This is a genomic window from Marinobacter sp. C7, assembly GCF_022343555.1.
GTDB lineage: Bacteria > Pseudomonadota > Gammaproteobacteria > Pseudomonadales > Oleiphilaceae > Marinobacter.
Genome location: NZ_JAKQZH010000015.1, coordinates 1 through 978, shown reverse-complemented (window position 1 = coordinate 978; position 978 = coordinate 1). Strand labels below are relative to the sequence as shown.

2 protein-coding genes are annotated in these 978 nt (G+C 50.4%); both read right to left on the bottom strand.

Annotation, left to right across the window (positions count from 1 at the left end; all coding sequences use genetic code 11):
- Positions 1-12 precede the first annotated feature (12 nt).
- Positions 13-372 (bottom strand): hypothetical protein, encoded by a 360-nt coding sequence (locus MD273_RS19250; protein WP_011014818.1) that lies wholly within the window; start codon positions 370-372, stop codon positions 13-15.
- Between the two features lie 55 nt (positions 373-427).
- Positions 428-775 carry a hypothetical protein gene (locus MD273_RS19245; RefSeq protein WP_011014817.1) on the bottom strand — a complete coding sequence of 116 codons (348 nt, stop codon included), beginning with the start codon at positions 773-775 and terminating at the stop codon, positions 428-430.
- Positions 776-978 lie beyond the last annotated feature (203 nt).

Genomic DNA, 978 nt, shown 5'->3' with positions numbered 1-978 from the left:
GGAAATTGCAGATTACTTAATGAGGCCGTTGTACTTCAGGAAGTTAACAACAGGGAAGACAACAAGACCAAGAACGGAGGTAATGGTCAAAGCGTCAAATACCTTGCCCCAGGTCTCCAACCAACGTGGAACTTCTTCTCCGGAGTCATCGCGGGAAGAACCAAAGCCGTCGATTCCGTAGCCCTCTTGGTCGCCTTCGTACTCTTCGTTGTAGTCGTTCCAGGAAGAGCCTGAGGAACCGGAAGGAGAAGTGGTCTCGGTCTCTGCTGCAGGAGGAGTTTCGTCTTCCTGAGCGGTAGCAGCGGTAACGCCACCCAAGGTGATTGCAGCTGCAGAAACTAGTGCAATTGCAGTGTTGCGGAATTTACGCATGATGAAAAGCCTTTCAGTAAAGCTAAGCTATAGATGAAGATAGAGGTTAGGCGATTTAGCCCTTGATAACACCGGTGTAAACCAAGTAGTTGTAAGCGGGGAATACGATGACACCGAGAAGGGAAGCAATGCCACCCAAGACGGTTAGATCGTACATGTTCTTAGCCCACGCTGGGGTGTTTTCGTTATCGCGCTCGTGCTCTTCACCAAAGATGTCTTCACCTGTGACGGGCTGGTCTGCATCCCAGTCCTCACCTACGGCCGCTGCGCCACCGGAAGAAAGTGCTGAGAAGCCGGATGAGAGGTTTTGATCAGATTCTTCCGCAGTTGCCACGGTGGCGGAACCTACGGAAAGTGCAACTGCAGTAAGGCCTGCAACTGCCGCGGTACGGAAAGAACGCATGAGAATAGTCCTTCGGAAATAGTCGGGTTTCCACCCCCTAGTTGAAGGGGACGGAGGAATTATTAAATTTCCAGCGACTACGAACCAACGTCGTTTTTTCAGATGACTGCTAGCAAGTAGTGCATTCAATGATCTTGACCTTTAGCAGCCGGGCTCAAGTGAATTAGAGCTAGGCGACAGCAAGTCTTGATCAATGAATTTAG

Excerpts from the sequence above, each read along its gene's own strand:
- MD273_RS19250 (WP_011014818.1), bottom strand. The coding sequence starts at position 372 with ATGCGTAAATTCCGCAACACTGCAATTGCACTAGTTTCTGCAGCTGCA.
- MD273_RS19245 (WP_011014817.1), bottom strand. The coding sequence starts at position 775 with ATGCGTTCTTTCCGTACCGCGGCAGTTGCAGGCCTTACTGCAGTTGCA.